Origin of the sequence: Gordonia rhizosphera NBRC 16068 (assembly GCF_000298195.1) — a bacterium.
GTDB classification, from domain to species: domain Bacteria; phylum Actinomycetota; class Actinomycetes; order Mycobacteriales; family Mycobacteriaceae; genus Gordonia; species Gordonia rhizosphera.
Window position 1 is genome coordinate 1 of the sequence record NZ_BAHC01000222.1, and the last position, 21,691, is coordinate 21,691.

19 protein-coding genes and 1 pseudogene are annotated in these 21,691 nt (G+C 65.4%); 7 read left to right on the forward strand and 13 right to left on the reverse strand.

Going from position 1 to position 21,691, the window contains the following annotated elements:
• On the reverse strand, positions 1-2,155 hold a 2,155-nt coding region (locus GORHZ_RS32025; protein ID WP_006338665.1), incomplete at its 3' end, for a tetratricopeptide repeat protein.
• A 16-nt stretch (positions 2,156-2,171) separates the two neighbouring features.
• Positions 2,172-2,561 (reverse strand): trypco2 family protein, encoded by a 390-nt coding sequence (locus tag GORHZ_RS26590; RefSeq protein WP_006338672.1) that lies wholly within the window; start codon positions 2,559-2,561, stop codon positions 2,172-2,174.
• A 655-nt stretch (positions 2,562-3,216) separates the two neighbouring features.
• Here GORHZ_RS26590 and GORHZ_RS26595 point away from each other — a divergent pair.
• The 5 genes and pseudogenes from GORHZ_RS26595 (at position 3,217) to GORHZ_RS31875 (ending at position 11,107) form a co-directional block, all read left to right on the forward strand.
• Positions 3,217-3,726, forward strand: coding sequence for a plasmid mobilization protein (locus GORHZ_RS26595; protein ID WP_006338674.1), 510 nt, complete (start codon positions 3,217-3,219; stop codon positions 3,724-3,726).
• Positions 3,727-5,850: a relaxase/mobilization nuclease domain-containing protein gene (locus GORHZ_RS26600; RefSeq protein WP_006338675.1), complete on the forward strand. Its 2,124-nt coding sequence runs from the start codon at positions 3,727-3,729 to the stop codon at positions 5,848-5,850.
• 16 nt (positions 5,851-5,866) lie between these two features.
• Positions 5,867-6,549 (forward strand): annotated as a pseudogene (locus GORHZ_RS32360) (ISL3 family transposase); the annotation flags it as partial.
• Between the two features lie 134 nt (positions 6,550-6,683).
• Complete coding sequence (locus GORHZ_RS32030) at positions 6,684-8,339, forward strand: esterase/lipase family protein (protein ID WP_006338678.1); 1,656 nt, start codon at positions 6,684-6,686, stop codon at positions 8,337-8,339.
• A gap of 428 nt (positions 8,340-8,767) precedes the next feature.
• Positions 8,768-11,107: a hypothetical protein gene (locus GORHZ_RS31875; RefSeq protein ID WP_245551525.1), complete on the forward strand. Its 2,340-nt coding sequence runs from the start codon at positions 8,768-8,770 to the stop codon at positions 11,105-11,107.
• Between the two features lie 101 nt (positions 11,108-11,208).
• On the opposite strand, the gene GORHZ_RS26615 is transcribed toward GORHZ_RS31875, so the two are convergent.
• Complete coding sequence (locus GORHZ_RS26615; RefSeq protein WP_040533685.1) at positions 11,209-11,436, reverse strand: Holliday junction ATP-dependent DNA helicase RuvA; 228 nt, start codon at positions 11,434-11,436, stop codon at positions 11,209-11,211.
• A 134-nt stretch (positions 11,437-11,570) separates the two neighbouring features.
• Here GORHZ_RS26615 and GORHZ_RS26620 point away from each other — a divergent pair, with 134 nt between their 5' ends.
• Positions 11,571-11,825 (forward strand): hypothetical protein, encoded by a 255-nt coding sequence (locus GORHZ_RS26620; protein WP_006338679.1) that lies wholly within the window; start codon positions 11,571-11,573, stop codon positions 11,823-11,825.
• A gap of 351 nt (positions 11,826-12,176) precedes the next feature.
• Positions 12,177-12,467, forward strand: a complete 291-nt coding sequence (locus tag GORHZ_RS26625; RefSeq protein ID WP_006338680.1) for a hypothetical protein — start codon at positions 12,177-12,179, stop codon at positions 12,465-12,467.
• Positions 12,468-12,526: 59 nt separating this feature from the next.
• Here the strand turns inward: GORHZ_RS26625 and GORHZ_RS26630 are convergent, their stop codons facing one another.
• The 10 genes from GORHZ_RS26630 to GORHZ_RS26675 form a co-directional block, all read right to left on the reverse strand.
• Complete coding sequence (locus GORHZ_RS26630) at positions 12,527-12,943, reverse strand: hypothetical protein (RefSeq protein ID WP_006338681.1); 417 nt, start codon at positions 12,941-12,943, stop codon at positions 12,527-12,529.
• An 81-nt stretch (positions 12,944-13,024) separates the two neighbouring features.
• Positions 13,025-13,972 carry a hypothetical protein gene (locus GORHZ_RS26635; protein ID WP_006338682.1) on the reverse strand — a complete coding sequence of 316 codons (948 nt, stop codon included), beginning with the start codon at positions 13,970-13,972 and terminating at the stop codon, positions 13,025-13,027.
• 15 nt (positions 13,973-13,987) lie between these two features.
• Complete coding sequence (locus GORHZ_RS26640) at positions 13,988-14,467, reverse strand: DUF4913 domain-containing protein (protein WP_006338689.1); 480 nt, start codon at positions 14,465-14,467, stop codon at positions 13,988-13,990.
• 47 nt (positions 14,468-14,514) lie between these two features.
• Complete coding sequence (locus GORHZ_RS26645; RefSeq protein ID WP_006338697.1) at positions 14,515-16,326, reverse strand: TraM recognition domain-containing protein; 1,812 nt, start codon at positions 16,324-16,326, stop codon at positions 14,515-14,517.
• Entirely contained in the window at positions 16,326-17,015 is a 690-nt protein-coding gene (locus tag GORHZ_RS26650; RefSeq protein ID WP_006338699.1) for a hypothetical protein, read from the reverse strand. Before GORHZ_RS26650 ends, GORHZ_RS26645 begins: the two co-directional genes overlap by 1 nt.
• A 60-nt stretch (positions 17,016-17,075) precedes the next feature.
• The gene (locus GORHZ_RS29785; RefSeq protein WP_006338700.1) at positions 17,076-17,663 is read right to left on the reverse strand and encodes a hypothetical protein; all 588 of its coding nucleotides are present in this window, start codon (positions 17,661-17,663) and stop codon (positions 17,076-17,078) included.
• 61 nt (positions 17,664-17,724) lie between these two features.
• Entirely contained in the window at positions 17,725-18,918 is a 1,194-nt protein-coding gene (locus GORHZ_RS26660; RefSeq protein ID WP_006338702.1) for a C40 family peptidase, read from the reverse strand.
• Complete coding sequence (locus tag GORHZ_RS26665; RefSeq protein ID WP_006338704.1) at positions 18,915-19,232, reverse strand: hypothetical protein; 318 nt, start codon at positions 19,230-19,232, stop codon at positions 18,915-18,917. The genes GORHZ_RS26660 and GORHZ_RS26665 overlap by 4 nt, the downstream gene beginning before the upstream one ends.
• The gene (locus GORHZ_RS26670) at positions 19,229-21,001 is read right to left on the reverse strand and encodes a putative type IV secretion/conjugal transfer ATPase (RefSeq protein ID WP_006338706.1); all 1,773 of its coding nucleotides are present in this window, start codon (positions 20,999-21,001) and stop codon (positions 19,229-19,231) included. The genes GORHZ_RS26665 and GORHZ_RS26670 overlap by 4 nt, the downstream gene beginning before the upstream one ends.
• Positions 20,998-21,691: SCO6880 family protein (locus GORHZ_RS26675; protein ID WP_006338708.1), on the reverse strand; the 694-nt coding region annotated here is incomplete at its 5' end. The genes GORHZ_RS26675 and GORHZ_RS26670, both read right to left, overlap by 4 nt.

Here is a 21,691-nt window from a genome sequence, read left to right on the forward strand (position 1 = left end):
GTCCGGCCTGGTGGTAGGCGTAGGCGAGGTTGTTGCGGAAGGTCAGCGTGTGGGGGTGGTCGGGGCCGAGGATGTGGACGCTGTCGGTGAGGGTGTGTTCGTAGAGGGTGATGGCGTCGTCGAGGCGTCCGGCTGAGTCGTAGGCGCCGGCGAGGTTGTTGCGGGTGATCAGGGTGTCGGGGTGGTCGGTGCCGAGGATGCGGTCGCGGTCGGTGACCAGGGTGGTTCCGAGGGTGATGGCCCATGTCAGGTCTGCGCTGTCGGTGCGATTATTCAGTGCCCAGTCGCGCAGGCTGAGGAGCCGAACGATGAGTGGGGTGTTGGTGGTGGTGTCGAGGTGGTGCCAGAGAGTGTCGACGTGGGTGGTGAGTCGGGCACCGAGGGTGCGGTGTACCCATGTGTCGGTGTCGGGAATACGGCTCTGTTCCAGGGCGTGGGCGGCGTGGGTGCCTGCGTCGGTGAGCTGGGCGGGTGTTGCGCGTTCGCGGATGATGCGGGCGGTGAGCCGGTGCAGGGTGAGGGTGTTGTCGGTGCTGCGGGTGAGCAGCGACAGGCCGACGAGGTCGTCGAGCGCGTCGTCGAGCTCGAGGTCGGTGAACACCGGATCAGCGTCGTCGGTGCTGTGGGTGAGGTGGTGCAGGATGCGGTGTTCGACGCCGTCAGGGGCCAGCAGCGCGATAATGGTGGCGAGCCGGTGGGCGGGTGCGTCGAGTGTGTCTAGGGTCAAGGACAGTGCTTCGGCGGTGGAGTGGGGGTAGTCGTGGCCCTGGATGCGGCGCAACGATTGGTCGAGTGGGTAGTCGGCCAGGTGTTTGCGATAGGTGGTGTAGCTGTACTGGCGGCGGGTGATGACGGCGGCGGCTGCAGCCAGCGCCAAAGGCAGGTCACCGAGGTCGTCGGCGAGGGCATCCGCCCCGTCGGGATCGTCAAGGCGGGTGCGTTCGGTCAGGTAGTCGATGGACTGTTGGCGGCTGTAGGCGTCCAACTCGACGACGGTGCCGAGGTGTTCGAAGGCTGTGTGGGTGGTGGTGATGAGCACTCGGCAGGTCCCGGACGCGGGCAGGTAGGTGCGTAGGTGGTCGGGGTTGGTGCCGTTGTCGAAGACGAGCAGGCTGGTGCCGGGCCGGGTGGTGAGGTGATCGCGCAGACGCTTGGCGGAGCGTTGTGGGTCACCGTCGGGGTCGCTGACGTCGAGTTCGGCGGCGATCGCGGCGAGGTCGGTGATTGTGGTCTGCTCGGTGGCGGCATCGACCCATCCGACCAGAGGCCAGCGTTGGTCGATGCAGTAACGGGCTACCGCGCCGGCGAGCTGGGACTTCCCTACCCCACGCATGCCGAGCAAAGCACTGAGGACACTGACCCGGGTGCTGGTGAGAGTGTTGATCAGTTCGGTAGTTTCGGGTCGGTCGACGAATCCGGGTGGCGCGACGGGAATGCGGCCCACCGACTTTCGTGTGACTGGGGTGGCGGTGTCGGTGACCGCAGCCCAGGCCGGTGGGGTGCTGATCGACAGACGGTGGCAGAACTCGGTGGCGGTATCCGGGTCGAGGGTGGCTACGGCCTGGATGGGGGTGAAGACCAGCGTGCCGACACCGGCGTCCGGCATGTGCCCGCGGACCACGCCGAGTACCTGGTCGCCGGTTCGGGTGACGAGCACAGTGCCGGAAAATCCCGCCCATCGTGTTTCGTCTTGGTCGCCGGCTTGGATTGGTGGCGCTCCGACGGGCGGGTCGGGTATGCGGTAGGCCGCCAGCCACATTGTGCCCGTCGTGAGTGCGTCGGGTCCCTCGCCGGTGGGCACGTAGCCGACGGTCTGGGTGCGCCGGCGCTGGTCGCCGAGGTCATTCCACTTGGGGAAGCCCAGGCCGCGTGCGGGCACTTCGGCGGCGTGCGTGTCGGGTAGTGCAGCGAACTGCAGCGGGTCGACCGGCGTCAGGTCGGGTGCGTCGAGGAGCGCGATGTCCACATCGGTGCTGCCGCTGCGCCAGACCACGGTCGCGGTCGAACGGTGGCCGTCGGCAAAGGCTTTATGGTCCGTGCCGTGGGTGCAGTGGTTGGCGGTGAGGATGATGGTGCCACCGATGCGGAGCCCGGACCCGCGGAGCGGTTGACCGTTGCGGGTGTAGGTGAGGTAGACGGCGCGTGAGGGCTCCACGACAGCGGCCTGGGCGTCAGGACTTGAGTTGGCTGTCGGGGTCGCCCGAGGTGTCGGCGCCCTCGATGAGGACCTCGACTGCCTCGCCGGTGGCCCGGTTGGTCAGTTTCGGATCGAGGGTCAGTGTGATCGTCTGGGTCGATGCGTGTTCGACCGATCCGCCGGCGGTTGCGTTGACCACCCACCACTTCACCCCGGCTTCGCCTTTACCGGTGACGGTCAGCGCGACCTCCAGGGTCAGCTCGATCGGGGCAGGTTTGAACGCCAGACGGTAGTCCGTGCCGTTGACTGTGTAGGTGGTGTCACTCAGCCACATCGAGCGCACCAGTTCGTTCCGCAACGACGCGATCGCATCCGACAATGCGGCCGCCCCGTGCGGGCGTTGCTCGCCGACCGGTTCACTCACCTAAGGCCTCCCTCGTCTGACCCTGGTCTCAGGGTTTCGGTCACTGGCCCGGTCAACCCGGACGGCGGGCCCCTGTCCTAGTAGTTCACAACGAACTGGTCATGTCCGCATGTGGTCGCGGAAGGAACCGGTCAGCCATGCCGCCATCGTGCCTCATGAGACAACTTGGTGAGAACGATGACACGCCTATGACAAGTTGCCGAGAAAATGACACGCAACTTGAGGACTTGCATCGCTGACCCCGCACGCACACGATGCCGTCCCCGCCCACTGCCGGGAGGGCATCGTCGTTTTCGCGCGTGTTGCCGCACGACCGTGAGCCGGGCAGGTCGCCGAGCCACCTGCCTGCTCTTGTCCCCAGCCGACGTTTCGTCAGCACCATGCGACCGCAGGCCGCCGGCCTCGGCGCCGGACACTGGCCACGCTGCGCGTGGACTCGCCGCCGACCCCGCGCGCGGACGCGCTCACCCCGAAAAGCACCCGACTCGCGGGAGCAAGCTATCGTTTAGGTGCTCTAAACCCTTGCTCCCCGCCCCGCGCTGTCGGTACGGTGAGACCACAGACCCCGGTCTGCGATGGTTCCCCACGGGTGGGGTCGCTGCGCTGGGCCAGACCGGCCAGGGGCCGGGACACGATCAAGAGATGGGAGCGCGTGATGGCGGAGTCGGACAACTCGCGGCGCGCGTTCGGGCGGCGGCGGCGCCGCAATCATCCGGGTGGGCGTGATGCGCGCATCGTGGTGCGGGTCAATGCGGTGGAGGACCAGGAGTTGCGGAACCGGGCCGACGAGGCCGGTATGAGCGTGCAACGTTTGATGGTCACGCGTGCGCTGTCGAAGGAGGGCGGCGGTCTGGTGAATCATGCCGAGAAGGTCGCGGCGTGGCAGGAGGCCACCGAGATTCGCAACCTGTTGTCGGGGTTGGCGGTGAACATGAATCAGATCGCCCGGCACGCCAACACCGAGGGTGAGATCCCGGCGGATTTCGCGGCCGCGGTGCTGGCGGCGCGACGTGCGTCGGAGCGGGTGCGGGATGCGTTCGGTGAGGTGTGGGCGGTGTCGTTTCCGGGCACCAAGCGTGACGAGTTGCCGGACGGCGCCGCCGAGACCGGCGCCCCTGCGCGCACGGTGTCGAGCGCGGATGTCGACGAGTGGGATGGCGTGTAGATGCCGATGATGCCGGCGATCTCGTCGGGTGCGCGGATGCACGGTTTGGTGATGTATTTGGCCGGTCCGGGGAAAGCCAACGAGCACACCACTCCGCATGTGGTGGCGGCCTCGTCGCGGGAGGTGTTCGCCGCCGGTGGTGGTGGGGCGAGGATGACGCGCGAGGACGCGGTGGCGTTGGGGCGGGTGCTGGATGAGGCGCGGGTGGTGTTCGGTACCGAGGTCACCCGCCGCGACACCGCGGCGTTGAAGGCCGCTCAGGAACGCGGCCTGACGGGGTACGACGCGATCGCGGAGGCCACGCGGGATGAGAATGTGTGGCACTGCTCGTTGTCGTTGCCGCCGGATGCGGCGGCGTTGGATGAGGCGACGTGGTCGGCGATCGCGCACGACTTCATGACCGGTATGGGGTTCGACGACCCGGACGCGGCCGATGCCCGGTGGGTGGCGATTCATCACGGCGCCACCACGAACGGCGGCGACCATATTCACATCGCCGCCTCGCGGGTGCGTGATGACGGCACGGTGGTCGCGAAGTGGCGGCCACACCCCACGCGCGGCGGCAACGAGGGCGACTACCCGCGCGCCCAACGCGTGGCCCGCGACCTCGAGCAGACCTACGGGCTGGAGGTGTTGTCGAGCTACACCAAGAACATGGCCGCACGCGGCCGCGCGCACGCCCAAGACGCCGCCACCAAGCCGCAGCGCGCGCCGGATGGCAGCGTGCGGGACCCGCGCATCGCCGAGGTGCCGTCGGTGACGCTGGCGCGGCGCGTGCGGGCGGTCGCGGCCGCCGCGGAGAGTGAAGCCGAGTTCGTGCGCCTGGCCCGCACAGACGAACTGGTGCTGCGCTCGGCCCGCTACGACACGACCGATCCCGAGGCGGTCACCGGGTTCAGTGTCGGGTTGCCGGCAGAGGAATACGCCAACCAGTACGGCCGCCCGATCATGCACGGCGGCAAGAAACTCGGCGAAGATTTGTCGCTGCCGCGGCTGCGGGAACGCTGGATCGACGACGACCAGGCGCGCGCGGATGCGCGGGCGGCGTGGGATCACGTCGACGCCGCTCCCCCGTTCGGCGGTGCCTCCCGCCCCGCACCAACCCGACCGACCACCGACACAAACACGCCAGAGGCCGGTGGCCCCGACACCGACAGCACCCGCGGTGCCAGCGCGCACAGTGAACACACCGCCGGGGCGGCCGACCTGGACGCGATGCAGGCGCGCTTGCGGTCGATCTGTGTGAAACTGGCCCGCTCGTCGGCGACCGAAGCCGACTACGCCCGCGCGCTGCGCGACCACCCCGACGTGCTGGCCCGACCACGGTTCGCGACAGGCTCTACCACCGGCGTCGTCGGCTACGTGGTGGCGCTTCACCCGAGCATCGTCAGTGACGACGACGGTAAACCGATCTGGCGCAACGCCAGCTACCTCGGCGACGGACTCGCACTGAGCGAGCTGCGTGCCCGCGCGGGGTGGCCCACCGACGACAACCACCGCCACCTCGCATCGGCGGCATGGACACGCACCCGCCGCGACACCGGCGAACGCCGTACCGCCGCCAGCGCCGCCGACCAGGCTCACGCCCACACCGCCCACCAGCACGCCCGCCGCTGGGAACGGACCGTCACCTCCGTCACCGACCCGACGTCGACCGGGTGGCACACCGCCGCCGGCGACACCGCCGCCGCGCTCAGCGCCGCCGCGCGCGGGCTAAACCCGCGCGACGCCGCCAGCGTCAACCAGCTCGCCGACGCACTCGGCGGCGTGGCCGGACATCGCCGCTCCACCCATGCGGCCGGGACCGGGGCACGCACCGCCGCGCAACGCGTCGCCGCAACCATGCTCGCCGCCAGCCGCGACGACACCACCCTGCTGTGGCTGGCCACGATGAAACAAGTACTGGCCGCCAGCAAAGCCATCAGCGCCGCCATGGACGCCCAAGGACACACCCGCCACGCCGCGCGCATCCGCACCGCCATCGGCGCCACCGAACATCACTTCGCTGACCAGCCGTACACACCCGCACCGACGCGCGATGTGGCACAGGTCCGGTCCGCTGCGCGACCGGCAACGGAGCGCAGCATCCCCTCTGACCGGGACACGCACGACCACGGTCGTTAGCCTCCTGGCCGCCGCACCCGAGCGTCTTGCCGGTGTGCGGGTCTTAGGCCTGGATGAGCACACGTGGAAACAGGGTCGGCGCGGTTGTTGGACATGGTCGCCGGGCGGTCGAAAGCGGCCCTCAACGACTGGCTCGTCGGCCGCGACCAGTCACTCGGGGATCGGATTCGGGTGGTCACCATGGACGGATTCACCGGCTGCCGCCCCGCCACCGCCGAAGCCCTGGACAAGGCACGTGCGGTGATGGATCGATCCCTTCCACGTCACGTGGCGGCGGAGAAGTTGACGCTGTGCCGTCAACGCGTCTAACAAGATTCGTGTGGGCACCGCAGCCGGTCCGGGGATCGCGCATGACGAGCATCTCGCAGTGTCGGTGACCTACCATCGACGCCGACGACCAAGAGAATCGCCGTGCCGGAAGATCGCGATGACAAGCTGCTCAAACACATCCACACCGGCCTGCCGGCCGGTCTGGCCAAACTCGCCCAGCTCGGCCGCTCGTTGTGGGCCCGCCGTGCCGAGATCCTGGCCTACTTCGACACCGCCGCCTCCAACGGGCCGGTCGAAGCGTCAACGGCCGCCTCGAACACCCCCGCGGGATCGCGCTCGGATTCCGGAACTTCAGGCACTACAGGCACTACAGCAGTGAGGTCACTGACCCACGCCGGGCAGCTGGCAGAACACCTGGATGCACTCTGAATCGGGAAGAGCCGGCAAATGTCCTAACTCAGGATATCGATCAACCTCGCACCCTACCCTTATAGTTAGGTGCGCTTTGGTACGAGAAGTGGCTCTCATTGTGGATTCGACGCATCTCCCAGAGAGTAGGCGACATGTTTTTGGTCGAGATTCGGCAGGATGCGACCGTGCGGGCGGTTCCGCTTGTTGTCGTGCCAGGTTCACCACGGCACGACAACGGCAACACTCCACCCTTCGGTAAAAACACTGATGGCCAAGACGAGTTGCCACGCGAACACCTCGGCTATTTGCGCAAATATTGGTCTGACGCAGGATTGGCGGATTCGCTGTGGGACAGAATCCTGAAGGACGCACAACTCGGCAATTTGCTGGGCGAATCGCCAGAGTCATGGTCACCGCTGGGTGGGCCGCCTGACCCCGTAACTCTGGCGCAAATGAGACAAACAGCACGGCTCGAGGACGAGGCCGACACTCGCGCTGGTCTCGCGCGCGGTGGAGGCATCTTTATCGGAAGAGACGACCAACGCCTGCTGCTACCCGAAATCGGGCTACTCGACGACGATGGCGAGCCGCTGGGCGCGGTTGTCTTCGGCGCCATGTGCTGTGTCGCTGTCCTTCCGGCGGGCACTAAGGAATTCCGAGTGGACTACCTGCCCACCGACATCGAACAACTAGCCGAAGAAACAGCTGCGCACCAAGCCCTAGCTGCCTACGGGCAGGGCGACGTCTATCAAATGATTCTGTGGCGCACATATTTTGGAACAAACACCCACATCACCGACGCTATCACCGGGCCAGGCCAATGGGTGAAGTCCTCGGCTCGGTCGATCACCGAACGTGGCGGCGTGCTCATCGGACGCATCTTTCACGCGAAGGCACACCCAAAGAAGGTCATGCGCGATATCACCCGACAAAAACGGCTCATCAAGGCTCTTAATGACGATCCCGAGTTCGCCCGTCGCTGCCCCGATCTCCTCGACATCCAGGACGCAACGGGAAAAATTGTCATCGTCGTGCACGGCACAATGGCGTGCGGCGTCTCGCTGGCCAGAGACATCAAAAAAATCCTGGGCGAAGACACACCGGTTGGACGGTTCGAACACGATACCTGGTTGCCTGTTGCCCAGAACGCGCAAGAACTCGTCGAACTTCTCAACGTACTTAGCGCTGAGCAAGTGACGCTCATCGCTCATTCCCGTGGTGGTCTCGTGGCGACGCTCGCGGCCGCCAAAACTGCACACGAAGATGTCCGAGTTATCTCGCTGGGCACACCATTTCGAGGCACGCCCCTCGCCCATGCAGGCGGACTGTCAATATTGGGATATCGAAGTCTGCTTGGTGTAGCCCGCGGACTCGGCGGCGGCTTCCCCCCGATCTCACTAGCCACCAGGCTAGCCGGTTTCCTGGTGAAGGATGTGCCGAAAGGAATCGCAGAGATGGAGCCGGGTTGGCGCACAAACTTCATTGGGCCTCCACCGAAACTGGTAGCGGCGCTGTGCGGCAACCTGACTGAGGAAACCATGAAAAGAAAAGACAGCTATGGATTCCATGCCCTGGTGGGAGTCAGCCGAGGCGCCTTCAACGGCGACGACAACGATCTCGTGGTGTCCACCATGTCGGCCAACGGTGATCACCCCAGCCCGAACGTCGTCGACTGCGATCACTTCAGTTACCTCGCCGAAGAGGTCGTGGCCAACGTAATCGAGAAGCTCGTCGACAAAGGCGCGGGCAAATTTCAGTTACGCCCCTCCTGGTACGGACTACCTCGTCCCGGCGCTACGAGAATCTGACACGCCTCGCCAAGGAGGAATTCTGTGAGTCCGGACAATCTGTGCTCTTCCGTTGATTGACGGTGCTGTAGTCGAACACGTAAGGCCAGGAGCACTGAAGCCACGCAAGATCGAGGTTAAAGCATCAGGTCAACTTTACTGAGATACTCGCTCTCCCGCACAATAAATCAAGCTTAGGTCACTTTGCAAAGGCTATAGCCGCTAGCATTTAGGCGCGAGCAATCTGGTTGGACAGGAAACGTTTCGGCCGCCATGTTCGCACCGGGGAGATGCGGTAGTCAAGACGCGAGCAAACCCTTGTGCTGCGGGGTAGAAATAGGTAGAAATAGCTGGAACGTATGTGGCGGCAATGATGCACATTGCCAGCTGGTCGATGTGTTTCAGCGCGACATCACTTCCGTCGATCCTTAGCCCGAGGAAGGGGAGCTGTGGTCCGTACGTATGCAACTGCAACGATTAGCTCAGTCGCGGTCTGGACGCTTGGATTCGGCGTTACCGCCGTTGCAGCTCTACTGGTAGACCATGGGGATTTACCAGGAATGTGGGATTATCTCGGTGGAACGCTAGGCGACGGGCTACTCTTACCGATTATTGTTTTTGGCCTCATCCGTGGGCTCCAGCGTTTAGGTGGTCGTTCGCTTCGCCCACTGTCGTGGCTAGTGGCCACATTGTCCGCATTGGGTGGACTTATATCGCAGTACATGTGGCTTGCTGATCCAGAACCGCGACTCAACTGGATGCTTATTGATATTGGTACTTTCTCGAAAATAGGTTGGTACCATTGTGTATTTTTAATAATGATTAGCGGACTTCTCGCAGGACTCGCTTGCGAGATTCTATTCCTAGCTCGAGAATGTGGGAGAAGCCAGGCAGTCGCAACTATTTCTGGTGATGGAGCTGGGATTGTTTCGGCTTGCTTGGCTGGATTCATCGCAGCAATTGTCTCCGATTCCTCACCCTCGCTCAGCACTTCTTCCTCTGTGTCTACAGTTGGGCTACTTGCAGCGATCCCTGTTGGGGTGATTGTTGCGGGAATCTTGATCCTACGCCGAGAAGTGACCATGATCCTTCCACCGCTGCTCGTCGGTGTGGCGATTGCAACAATTTCGGTAGTGCTGATATTCTCCCAAATTTCGTTCTCCGGAGTAACAGTCCTCGGAATTATTGCGGTGTCACTTCTCGGTCTAGCGATACCGGAGTACTACCGCCGAGGGCGAAACCTATTGATTACACCTCCAGTAATCTTAACTGGGATTTCCGCAACATATTTTCTTTGTTTGATTCTCTCCTGGCCGCAGATGGCAGCAGGCTATTGGAAAGTGTTCCTAGTCGCCACGGTCCTGAATATCGGCATCCTTATCGGGCTCGCAGCAGCGAGTAGAAAGGTGCCAAGTGCTGACAGGTTTTACCCGCTTTTCGTCGGCTCATTATTTACGCTGATTTGCGGTATTGCGCAAGTATCAACTTCAGTTGATAAGCAAGTTAGATCAACGCTCGACATTGTCGTGGTTGTCGCGACAGTAGTAGCGACAACTGCGGCCGCGAACCTTGGGCAGGCGAAGTGGCAAGAAATGGTGGAATTAGAGCGTATGACGCGCATGGATGGCAAGATTTCGTCTGAACTGCCTCAAGCCCAACGGTCGGCTCGAATATTCGCTGTCCCGCTACTAATTGCTGGTGTGTGCGCCATTCTTGCTGTGACTGTTCAGCTAAAAGACGGTGTCACATGGAGTTCCGGAATTCCCCCATCTAGAGAAGAATTTGTTTTGTTGGCGACCGCCATGAGTCTAGTTTTGCTCGGCAGTGTCTATCAAATAGTTCGAGCAATGAGCTATCCGAAGGACTTCAGTAGGGATTCCCCTCCTCCTCGACAGCCTTCGAGCGGATTCACCATCGCAATCTCGGCGCTAACGACAACGATGTCGATCGTCCCCCTTTTTGTACTTGCGCTCGGCGTTCCTTATAGGGGGATTTGGACGATTCTAGTTACAATTGGCGTTCTTGTTCTAGGCATAGATACATTTGAAACAATTCTTATTAATAGTACGTTGATGTGCAGACGGTGGCCGACTTCGCTGGATGTATTAACTGCTCTGTGCGCCGCCGGCTCCACTAGCCTCGCCCTCTATTGGTGTCTTCTTGGGGGGTGGGCTCCGGCGAGGGTGAGCCCTGCGTGGTTCATCTTGATGCTTGTGTCTGCAATTGTTCTTCGGTACGTTGTCTGTTTGGGAACGGGGTCGACGATTTACAATAGGGGCACACGTTACTTCAGTACGGATGGATCTGTTGTTCTAAACCAGGCCGCCGACGAAACAACCAGAATGGCATTGCTCGTTCTTCTTGGTGCTTTGCCGATGTTGATTATTCCTTGTTTCTCGAGTTTCTTTGTTGGACTAGGTATCGCTTGTGTGATCGCGTTATCAGTATCCTCCGTTTACATTAACGCTTGCCGGAGGATGCTTGCTCATAATCGCGAACAGATACGCGTTCGGTTTGGAGGGCGATACGAAGTTCCGGCAACTCCAGAAGAGGGATTGACCGGCATTCTGTGGCAATGCGGCGAAAGTATTCGACGTTTTTGCGCAAACAGAAGATCTTTTGCAAGAGGCGAAGAAAAATATGCTGGCGAGATTGTCTTTGTGTCAGCCCTGGGCGCACACCTCTCATTCCAGGTTATTATTAGAGTTATATTCACGTTCTGCACGGTAGTTGGAGTTTCGATTCTTACTATTGGGGTGCTCTCCAACCGCAAATTTAACCCCGACTAAACGGGTTCTTCGATGTTAGTCGGCTCAGCAACTTCTACAGCTGCGCAACAAGCTGTTCGTAACCGAAGCCTCTTGTGCCGACCCTCGCCACCGCCACCCGTCTAGCCAAAGAAGCCCCAGGCTAACATGAACTCGCCTGGCGATTTGGCCTTGCCCTCCATAACAGCCAGGATCGCCTGGCCTACTTTGACACCGACGCCTCCAGCGGGCCGGCCGAAGCGATCAATGACCAGCTCGAACAACTCCGTGGGATTGCGGCTTCGGAATCCGCCAACTTGCAGCACTAAAAATTGCGATCTCTGATCGCTTCCGGCGGCGTGGAAGAACACCCGGATACACTATGAATTCGGGAAGAACCAACCTTAATATCGCAGGCAACATCTGGTCAGAACGCGCTCACGCAACTTTGCCGATCCTGCCTGTTCCGAAGCGCTTGGGATAGCCATGGTTTACTATTTCGAACATGGCTGAAAATGTCGTGCTGATTATCCTGGCGATCGTCGGCGGCACCCTTACTTTGCTCGGCCTTTTCGCTATCGTTGTTTGGATCCGCGAATGGGCAGATCTTCTTGGCCCACTGCTCGCCGGAGCGGGCCTAATAGCAGCCGTCGTGGGCTTCATCTCAGGAGCCGCTACCTGGGTCATCGTCGCGAGCATCGTCGCGCTTGTCGTCGGTGTGCTCCTCCGCGTTGTAGCCGAGCCTTGGCAGAATTGGTAGCCAAATCGTCGAGGACCAGCTGAGCCCGCACACGATCGGTCCGGCACGACGATCGCCATTGGGTCGCGGTCGTCGAGAATCGCGAAGGCGCTGCAACGATCTGCGGGCGCGCGGGAGGGCGTTGCTTGTTCAAAGCGACGAAATACTACGGCCACTCCCCCGGATCAGCGCTCAGTGCGCCTTGCCCTCAGTACTGTGGCGTGCACGAGACTGGACGTAACGAACGATCGGCAGCCTGCTGTCCGGGGCAGCCCTGCCGACTGCGGTTGGATGCCTCTCAACACACCGTGAGTCCGTAAAGCTGGCTCCAAGACCGGGACGCGCACCGCCGCGCAACGCGTCGCCGCAACCATGCTCGCCGCGAGTCGCGACGACACCACTCTGCTGTGGCTGGGCACGATGAAACAGGTCCTGGCCGCCAGCAAGGCCATCAGCGCCGCGATGGACGCCCAAGGACACACTCGCCACACCGCGCACATCCGCGCCGCCATCGACACCACCGAACACCACTTCGCCGGCCAGCACCACACACCCGTGCCCGCACCGGCGCACAGTGCCGCGGCCGCTCAGTCTCCGACCGCGGCGCGCTCGGCACTGCATCACACCACCGCCGACCGGGACGCACCCGAGCACGGACGGTAAGTGTGGCTCTTCGCCCATCGAACGAATCATTACGGGCGTAGCCCGCTGTGTGTCAGGGTTCAGCCTGCCAGCGGCACTGCTGAGGGGTCGTGACTGCCGTCGGGCGCCGGTGCGGGTACGTTCTGGCTGGGAGCCGGCGTCGCCGCCGGCGGCGGCGGGGTGCGCCGCGGTGGCCGCTTGGACGCACCGGTGCGGGTGCGCGGCTGTGTCGTCATCGGTGTGAAGACGAGGCGGTCGAGCGCGGCGGCGGGTGCGTCGTTCTTCTTGGCTTGCTTGACCAGGTCGGCCAGTTCGACGAGTCGCCGGCGATCCTCGGCGAGGAAGTCCTCACGAGTGGTGGCGATCTCGGCGGCGAGCAGGGCAGCTGGTTCGAGCGCTGCGCGGCGGCGACGTTGACGCTGCGCAAGCGCTTCGGCCTCGGCGGCGTCGGAGGCTTCGATCTCGGCGAGCAGATCGGTCGGGTCGTTCGATGTCAAGTGGGTGTTCCTTTCTGCCCCGTTGGGGGCTGATTCGGGTTCGTGTCGGCGGTCGGTCGGGCATGTCCGGGGCCGGGAGGGTCACATCCCGCGGCCGCGTTCGCGGTCGCTGCCCATCGTCGCCGCGGTGCGGGCGCGTGGTTGGCTACGCGCACCGGTGGCGGCGGCTGCGCGCGGGTTGGTGGGGTGATCGCGCGCGGCGCGGGCCGCCGCCTGGCCGGCGGGGGTCGTGCTTGCCTGAGCGACTCTCTCGGCGCGGGTGGGCTCGGCGGTGGTGTAGCCCGCCGCGTCGGGGGTTGATACATCGAGTGTGTCAGCGAGCTCCAGGTGGGTGATGCTGTCGTGGTCGGCGTCGATCGCGCGTTCGTCGGCGGCTTGTGCACTGCTGAGCAGGGCGGCGACCTGCGCGCCCTCGCGGTCGGTGGCATCACGGCCGTCGCTGGTCATGGTGGGTGGCTGGTCGGGTGCCCAGTACTCGGCCCGGGACTGGACGTAGCGGTCAGCGGCCTGCTCTGGGGTCATGTGCATCAGCTCGTCGGGGTCCAGCCCGTAGTCGGCGATCAGGTCGGCGAGGTTGTCACGCACACCGGCGGCCACCGCACTCTCGTCGGCGTAGCGGCCGGCGACAGCGAGCAATCCCAGCACCTCGTCGCCTTTCGCGCGTTCGGCCCATGCCCGGTCGTGTTCACGGTGGCCGAGCCGCGTGGGGTCGATGCGATAGTCGGTGCGGATCTTGTCGAGGAGTTCTTCTGGGCTGGCCTGGCGCCAGAAGTGCGCGTCGTGGCGGCCGACCGCGAGGTCGCCGCGCGCGCGTTGCTGCACTGCGTACGCGGAGTGGGCGATGTGTTCGGCGATGTCCCCGGACGGCATCGCAGCGTGGTCGTGGCCGTGCTGGCTGCGGCGGGCGGCGCGTTTGGCGGCGAGCTGCGCCCAGGACTGGATCAGCGAGGAGCTGTGCGCAATCGCCACGGCCAGTGCGCGTTCCATGTTCTGTTCGAGTTCGCGGGATTCTTGTTCGTGCTCAGACATCGGTGGTTCTCCCTGTCAGCTGGTGAGGGCGGGGGCGTGAATGCTCATCGCCGCGAGCAGCTGCTGCTCGACGACGTCGTCGGTCGGAAGCTCTGTGGGGGTGCGGTCGCTGTGGCCCTGGTCGGCCGAGCACGCTTCGAACGGCCCGTCGGGGGCCATCAGCATCTTCATGTGGTAGTCCGCGTGGTCGCGCCACCACGTACTCATCCCGGTCGCGGGGTCCAGCCGTAGCGCTTCGTAGGCCCGCCACAGCGCTTCCAGGCGCGACACCGCTTCGGGATGTTCGAACCACCGCGGACACCACCGCCGGTCTTGTTTATGGGTGACCTTGCGGGCGTAGATCCTCACCAGGTGCGTGTCGACGAACTCATACACCGACCCGAACTCGGGCTGCGGTTCGTGTTCCTCGTCGGTGTCGGTGCCCTCGTCGTCATCGTCGTCGAAATCGTCGTCATCGTCGTCGAAATCCTCGTCGGCGAACAGCTCACTACTCATGGACATGTCCTCCCGTCGCGTGTCGCGTGATCGGGTCAGCGGCTGTGCTAGGCGGCCGACTCGTCATCGGATGCATCCTCGGCCGTCGACGGGGGTGTGGTGTCGGGGCTGTACTCCGACAGCGACTGTCGGATGACGTCGGCGTAGGGCTTGTCCCACCACGGCACGGTCTGCAGGATCGTCGGCGGGTTGCCGGCCGAGAACAACAGCAGCCGACCCCGCGGCCACGACGCGAGATCGCGGGCGGTGAAAATGTTTTCCAGCGTGGTGTGCACAGACACCGATCGACTCCCACCGCCGCCGCGGCCGGTGGAGTCGGAGATGTTGCGCGCGGTGCGGTAGTACTGACCGGCGAGTTTCGCGAGCTGTTCGAGGTAGGCCGATTCGCGGACGTTGCCGCCGTAGATGTAGATGTTCGACGACGACTCGAGCAACTTCATCGGGCGTTCGCCGAACACACCGATGCCCTGGGACCACGACTGCAGGATCGTCATGATGATGATGCCACGAGACCCGAAGTGCGAATACAGCTTCGGCAAATCGGGCCAGCGCACCACATTGGCTGCTTCATCGAGTGCGCACAGCATCGGCACCGGCAACCGGCCACCCGGTGAGGCGGTCGCGATCGCTTCGGCGGTTTTGGTGGCCGCCATGGTGAGCGCAGCCACCAGCGGGCCGACCGACCCGACGCCCTCGCGGGACAGGCAATACAAGGTTTCGCCGCGCCGTATGTAGCCGGCGAGGTCGAGCTCGGGCCGGTCATCGTCGGGCCCGGTGCGTGCCACCCACGCCCGCACGGTGCGTCCACGCAAGCATTTGGCCATCTTGATGGCGGTCCCCCAGATGCCGTCGGCCTGCTTGGCGGCATAGTTCAGGCGCGCGTTGAGCGCCCGGGCGATCAGCGGGTAGTCGTGCTCGTCGAGCACCGCCACCGCCTCGTGGCCGCGGTCGCGCACCACGAGCCGCTCATAGACGGTGGTGATCGGTTCACCCGCCAGTGCCGAGGCCAGGATGAGATTCGCGAGGAGGTCTTCGCCTTCGGGATCGAAGTAGGGGTCCCTTTTGGCGTCCTGGCCGTCCTCGCCGGCACCGAAGAGCTGGGCGAGCTCTTCAGCCTGGGTTTCGTCGGTGACATAGCTCAGCGGATTCCAGAACCACCACGGTTCCTCGTTGGCCACGCCCTGGGGGTCGAACACCCACACGTGGCGGGTCGGGGTGCCGTGCTCGTCGCGGAACTCGCGCACCAGCCGGGTGTGGTCGAGGTTGCCGCGCTTGTTCTCGGTGGCCAGCGCCGCGCCGGGCGCTTCGCAGATCGCCGGGATGATCCGCGAGGTCGACTTACCCTGCCGCGGCCCCCAGATGTCGAGGTGCATGTCTTCCCACGACCCGTACACCGGTGTCCCGGCCAGCGTGCGGCCCAGCGGCACACCGATCATCGTGGTGAACGCGGCCGGCGCGGCGGTGTCGGTCACCCCGAGCGAGACGGCTTTGGCGGCCACCGCTTTCGCGGTCACCGAGGCGATGTCTGTGCCGTTGCCCAGATGCCGCTGTGCGGTGTCCACGCGGCTGCGCCGAGCGCGGTGACCAGACCACCACCGCACCCCGATACCGGCCACGACGGCCAGTGCGGTGCCCATCAGTGCCAGCCACACGGTGGCCGCGGTCGACCACCGCAGAGTCCCGGTGGCCAGCTCGATCGACGTCGCGACCGGGTTTGCCGACACTGTCTGACCGCCCGCCAACCGCAACGCCGCCCACACTGCGGTGGCGCCGACGGCGAGGACGCCGACGGCGGCGATCATCAGCCATTCCGGTCCGCCGCGGGTCGGTTCGGCGGCCTTTCCGGGTGTGCCGGCCATCACCGGACCTCGCTGCGGTGATCGGCGGCGGTGAGCAGGTCGGTCAGCGACACGTCACGCCAGCCGCGGAACCCGGGCAGCCGGCACACCTGCAGGGCGGGGTTGTCCTCGTCGTCGTCGACGACGTCGATGCTCACGAACACGTCGTGGCGCAGGCAGTCGCGCTGCACCGTGTCGGTGGTGACCCGATGGTTGGACACCACCAGCCGCAACCCGATCACGTCCAGCTGCGCGAGCGTGCGGGCCTGGCCGGCGAGGTAGATCGCTTTGCGTGCGGCGGCGATGTCGGCGGCGTCCTGGTCGTCGGCGGCGACGTTGTCGTTGTCGTGGAAATCGCCGTACCACGGGTCCTCGCCGTCGGCCGAGCACACCGCGAACGACGCCACCTCGCCGTCGCCGGCCGCGTACAGCACGATCTGCGCCACGCTGCGGGCGTGCTGGCGCATCTGCTCCCAGCGGGCATCACAGGTGCGTTGACGTACCGCGTCGTAGTCGATGTGGAGCTGTTTGCGCAGCTCGGCTTTGAATTTCGCGAACAGTGATCCGGTGTCGATGCCGTGGGCTTTGGCCCACTCGAGCAGGTCGAGGTGACTGGTCATCGCCGACAACTCGGTCGCGTTGTCGCGCACCGCATCTCGGGCGGTGTCCCAGTCCTGGCTGTCGTTTCTGGTCTTCTTCGTGCGGCTCATCGCAGTTCCTTTCCTACGGGTGGTGCTCGGGGCTTCGGTTCAGTGGTGCGAGTGGGCTTGCTACTGCTGGGTGGTGATGGTGTCGAGCTGCCATCCGCTCGGCCCGCCGGCCACCGCCACGACCCACACGGTCATCGGGGCGAGCTGGTCGGCGGTCGGGGTCACGGTCTGGGTCACGCGCGCCACCCGGGCGGTGGTGGCGGCGGTATCGGGGGGATGTTCATCGGAGAGCAGCCGGGCGGACGCGACGACGGTCGCGCCGCTGGCTGTCCACTGCGCCCACTGCGAACCGGTGATCGCGGCGAGCATCGACCACGACCCCGCGGCCGCGGCCCGGTAGGTGGGGGTGAGCAGCTCGGCAGCCCGGTCGGCGGCCGCGGCCGCCGGATCGCGGTCGGTGCCGCGGTAGCTGAAGACCTCCTCGAGAGCGGCCACCATCACCTGCTCGGCCGTGCACACCTGCCCGGTCGGGCACGCCCGCGGCTGGCTGGTCGGGCCGGGCTCCATCCCGGTCCGCGGGGCTGGCACGCCGGCCGAGAGCGCCGGCGGGGTGCTCACCGAGTTGGTGGTCTCGCCACTCGCCGAGCACGACGCGAGAGCCACGATCGCGGCGCCGGCCACGATCGCGGCCGCGAGGCGGCGGGGCATGGCACAGCATGTGCTGTGACGGTCAGATGTGCTCACAGACTGGCCCTTTCGTTGAGGACGCTCATTGGTTGGTCGGCGCCGGTGGTGTGGGTGTGGGGTCGATGCCGGCGCCGAAGCGTCGGACGAACATTCCTTCGCCGTTCCATCCCGACAACGGCATGACCGACACGGTCTGCCCGGATTGGGGGGCGTTGAGGAGCATGTCGCGGCCGTCGCGGGTGCCGTAGTAGATGCCGACATGATGGGACCCTTCGGCGGAGGAGCCGAAGTAGATGAGGTCGCCGGGCTGTTTCTGATCGAGCGGAATGACCTGTCCGCGTGGGTCGCCGGCCTGGTTGCCGGTGTAGTGGCCGAGTTCGATCGTGCCGCCGGATGCTTGATATACCGCGTAGAGGGTGAGTCCGGAGCAGTCGAAGCCGACCTTGTTGTAGTCGCCGTGTGCGTCGCCGGCACCGCCGCCGTCCGAAATACCTTTGGTGGGGCCATTTTTGTTGCCGCCGCCCCAGGCGTAGGGGGTGCCGATCCAGCGCATCGCCGCCTGTATGACGCGCTGACCGAAGCTGCCCTCGAGCGGTCCGGTATCGGCGCCGGGAGCCTCACACGAACCGCCGCCACCGCCGCCGGACGTCGACCCGGCGGCGAGGTCACCCAGGCGTGGCGTGACGGCGGCGATGACCTTTTCGGCCAGCGTGCGGGTGGTGGCATACGCGTCGGGGCCGGAGCGTTCGACGGCCTGGGCCAGGGCTGCGGGGTCCATTGTGTCGTGGCCGCCGATGGTGTCGGCGGTGTCGTAGAACCAGTTGATCTGCCACACCGGGTCCATCAGCTTGGTGAGGTCGCCGCCGCCGTGCATCGACACCCGGATCTGGTGCGGGCCCACCGAGTCGTGGTCGGAGCCTGCCCCGTCGTTGGGGAAACTCGCCGATTCGGGCACGTTGGTGTTGGACAGGTTGCGGTAGGTCGACTCGGTGGCCATGGCCATCGACTGGGCCAGGATCACCGACTCGGTCTCGCCGCGCTGTGTGCCGATCGCGACCCCGTTGGCGGCCAGTGTGAGCTGTTGGTTGTTCAGGCCGGCCAGGGTCGCGCCGTTCGCGTCGGCCACCCCCATTCCGTAGGCGTTGGTGGTGGCCGCTGCGCAGTCGGTCACCCCGGACCCGGACAGCACCGCGACCAGCGTGATCGTCGCCAGGATCATCGCGCCGGCCGCCATGGCGATCGTCGTGCCGGCTGCACCTGTCGCTTCTTCGTTCATCGGTTAGGGCCCGGATGTTTCGGTGTGGCGGTGTCGGTGCGGCGGCGCAGCCGGGTGGTCAGCTGTGCGTTGAGTTCGGTGAGGACGGCGAGTGTGGTGTGCAGTTCGGCCAGCGCCACCCGGTCGTCGGCGGACAAGGTCAGTTCGGGATGGGCGGCGCGCCACCAGTTACGCACCGTGTGCGCGTGCACACCGATGTTCGCGCCGACCGTGCCGAAGGCCTGACTGCGGCTGATCCCGCCGCCGATCAGCTGATCGGCGGCACCGACGGCGAGCTCTTTGACCGCGTCGTCGGCGACCTCCCCCTTCTTCATCGCTGCGCCTGGCCGGTGGCGGTGCGCAGCGAGAACCGCTGGTTGGTGTCGTGGACACCGGAGGAGGCTTCGGCCGGGGTGAAGGTGAGCCGGAACGGGATACCGGGCCGGTCGTCTTCGCCGACCTTGAGCAGGAAACATCCCGTGCCCGGAGGTGATTGACGCTGCCCCGAGGTGATCTTCTTGATCGTCGCCGCCGTCGGGGGCGGCGTGGTCGACCACGAGGTGATCAGCCGTTTCTCGGTGCCGGTGAACGACATCACCCCCGACAGGCGTTCGAGTTCGTCGGGGCCGACCGGGCCGATGATCTTCGCGCGGGCGCGTTCGATGAACCCCAGCGCCTTGTGCACATCGGCCTGGGACTCGAAGGAGGCGAGGTCCTTGATGGTGTGGGTGATCAGGATCAGCGCGGTCCCGATCTGCCGGTTGAGTCGGGTGAGCGCGTTGACCTTGTCGACCATCCCCGGTTCGGCGAGCACCTGCCACAGCTCGTCCATCACCACCAGAAACTGGCGTGGCGCCGACAGCCCGGCATCGGCCAGGGTGTGGGCGGCCTCGACCGCACCGAACCCATCCGACCAGCAGGTCAGCAGGATCGCCGCTTTCAGCTTGGATTGCCCGTCCGGGATCTTGGACACGTCGACACAGACCGCGGGGGCATCGACGTCGATCGGCACCGTGGACTGGTGGTTGAACACCTCCCCGAGCGGGCCGTCCACGATCGCTTTCAATGCTTGGCGCAGTCGGCGGGTGATGTCACGGAACTGGTCGCGGTCATCGGCGCCGGCCGCCGCCCACAGGTCGGGCGGGGACTCATCCAGCGCGCCGTACATGTCACACAGCAGCGGCGGGTGGTGGTGGGTGAATCCTCCCCCACCCTGGCCGGTCGGCCGATACAGGTGCAGCAGGATCGCCGAGATGAGGGTTTCTTCGAAATCGGCGACGACACTGCCGCGGCCGAGTTGAATCAACGCGGTCACCGCCTGCACCTGCCGGGAGTGCACCTGGTCACGCACATAGCGGGCCAGGTCCTCGCGGCCGGCGTCGATCAGGGTCGGGATGATCGAGCCGAGCGCCCCGACGGCCAGCGGGTTGATCGTGGACGCACCCGGCCCGGCGTCGATGACCTGGCCGCCCACCGCGCGGGTGAGGCCGACGTAGTCGGGTTTCACATCACCCATGAACAGCACAGTGTGCCCTGCGGCGATCGTGCCGGTCGCGATGCGCCGCACCAACGAGCTCTTGCCGAACCCGTTGAGCGCCAGCACGAACAAGATCGGCGCGGTGATCATGCCGGCGTTCATCCAGGCCAGCGGGTCGAACCCGACATCCTCACCGGTGAACAGGTGCGCCCCGACCGGGGTGCCCAGCATCGGCGCGGCCGCCCCGATGCAATACGGCGACAATCCGGCGGTTTGGGTGGTCGTCGCCCGCCACTCCGGCAGCCGTGCGACCGAGGCCATCCGCCCCCCACCCGGCCCGCCGAAGCCGCGCACCGTGCGGGCGGGCAGGGGTTTGTCCCAGCCCTCGGACTCGATGAGCCGGTCGATCGCGATCTCGCGGCGATGCTGCTCGCGCCGCATCTCCCGGTGCGCCCTTGTGCCCTTGCGTCCGGGTAGCGCCATCTGTTCGCGCAGCCGGGCCATCCCGGCCTGCGTGCGCAGCCGCACCCCGGCCACCCGCACGAACCTCTGGTCGGCGGTGTCGGTGACGGTGAGGTCGGTGGTCTCCTCGACGCGGTCAGACGTCGTCCCCGTCGGGGCGCTCATCCGCCGAGCTTTCCGCTGATCGACGCGTATTCGGGCAGGATCGTGCCCATCCCGAGGGACCCGGCGAACGCCGCGGCCTGATAGCCCCAGCAGCGGCGCAATCCGATGCGCGCCGCATCGCCCATCGCCTCGATCTCCGAACGCACGGTCGGCAGGTCGGAGCCGGCGGGCACGGTCGCGGTGACCAGCATCCCGAACCGGGTCAGCCCGGCACCGCGGGCCTGCTCGGAGCGGGCGGCGTTGGTGTTGTGCACCCGCAACGACGCCGCCGCCGACACCACACCCTTCTTGGACTGCTCGGCCGCCAGCGCTTCCCGGAAGTCGTTGTCGACGAGCTTGACCGCGTCCGCGGCCGAATGCACCCGGTAGATGATCGCCACCCGTTTGCGCGGCAGATCCGCGCGTGGTGCGAGCAGCGGCAGCAGCGTGTCCGACGGCACCTGCCCCGCCGGGGGGGTACCCATCTCCCACGACACCGAACAGAATCCGTTGTGCCGGTAGCAATCCCACCCCTCGGATGCGGTGATCGGGCCGGCACCGGTCCACCGCAACTCGTCGCTGTCCTCGGTGCCCGAGATCCGTTCGAGATCGCTGGTCAACTCCGGGTTATAGGCGCGGGTCGGATAGATCGTCAACTCCCCCGGTGACAACGCCGAGGCCGCGATACCGGCCTGGGCGGCGGCCACGATC

Bases quoted from the DNA above. Each gene is read 5' to 3' on its own strand.
- GORHZ_RS26595 (WP_006338674.1), top strand. From the start codon at position 3,217: ATGGCGGAGTCGGACAACTCGCGGCGCGCGTTCGGGCGGCGGCGGCGC.
- GORHZ_RS26600 (WP_006338675.1), top strand. From the start codon at position 3,727: ATGCCGATGATGCCGGCGATCTCGTCGGGTGCGCGGATGCACGGTTTG.
- GORHZ_RS32030 (WP_006338678.1), top strand. From the start codon at position 6,684: ATGTTTTTGGTCGAGATTCGGCAGGATGCGACCGTGCGGGCGGTTCCG.
- GORHZ_RS26620 (WP_006338679.1), top strand. From the start codon at position 11,571: ATGGCTGAAAATGTCGTGCTGATTATCCTGGCGATCGTCGGCGGCACC.
- GORHZ_RS26625 (WP_006338680.1), top strand. From the start codon at position 12,177: ATGCTCGCCGCGAGTCGCGACGACACCACTCTGCTGTGGCTGGGCACG.
- GORHZ_RS26635 (WP_006338682.1), bottom strand. From the start codon at position 13,972: ATGTCTGAGCACGAACAAGAATCCCGCGAACTCGAACAGAACATGGAA.
- GORHZ_RS26640 (WP_006338689.1), bottom strand. From the start codon at position 14,467: ATGAGTAGTGAGCTGTTCGCCGACGAGGATTTCGACGACGATGACGAC.
- GORHZ_RS26645 (WP_006338697.1), bottom strand. From the start codon at position 16,326: ATGGCCGGCACACCCGGAAAGGCCGCCGAACCGACCCGCGGCGGACCG.
- GORHZ_RS26650 (WP_006338699.1), bottom strand. From the start codon at position 17,015: ATGAGCCGCACGAAGAAGACCAGAAACGACAGCCAGGACTGGGACACC.
- GORHZ_RS29785 (WP_006338700.1), bottom strand. From the start codon at position 17,663: ATGCCCCGCCGCCTCGCGGCCGCGATCGTGGCCGGCGCCGCGATCGTG.
- GORHZ_RS26660 (WP_006338702.1), bottom strand. From the start codon at position 18,918: ATGAACGAAGAAGCGACAGGTGCAGCCGGCACGACGATCGCCATGGCG.
- GORHZ_RS26665 (WP_006338704.1), bottom strand. From the start codon at position 19,232: ATGAAGAAGGGGGAGGTCGCCGACGACGCGGTCAAAGAGCTCGCCGTC.
- GORHZ_RS26670 (WP_006338706.1), bottom strand. From the start codon at position 21,001: ATGAGCGCCCCGACGGGGACGACGTCTGACCGCGTCGAGGAGACCACC.